Origin of the sequence: Colwellia marinimaniae (assembly GCF_002207865.1) — a bacterium.
Lineage (GTDB): Bacteria > Pseudomonadota > Gammaproteobacteria > Enterobacterales > Alteromonadaceae > Colwellia > Colwellia marinimaniae.
This window is the reverse complement of record NZ_BDQM01000395.1, coordinates 1-252: the sequence shown is the minus strand read 5'-3', so window position 1 is coordinate 252 and position 252 is coordinate 1. Positions and strand designations below refer to the sequence as shown.

The window sequence follows — 252 nt, the reverse complement described above, 5'->3', positions numbered from 1 at the left end:
AAAGAAGTCGCACCGAAAGTGGTCTCACTCCAACCTGGCATAGTTTCCAGTACAGGGGTGACCTTCTCGTAGCCTTCAGCCGCGAGTGGAGTCACTGTCGCGACAGTTCCATCTGGATACTGATAGCCCACACAAATCTTCACCTCTTTCAGACCATCTAGCACATCTAGCTTAGTCAGACAGAAACCGCTTACGCTGTTGATCTGTACCGCACGCTTCATGGCAACTATGTCTAACCAACCTGGACGACGC

General features: G+C 51.2%; 1 protein-coding gene. It reads right to left on the bottom strand.

Annotated elements, in window-relative coordinates:
- The coding region (locus MTCD1_RS19800; protein WP_200818697.1) for an adenylosuccinate synthetase at positions 1-252 on the bottom strand (252 nt) is incomplete at both ends.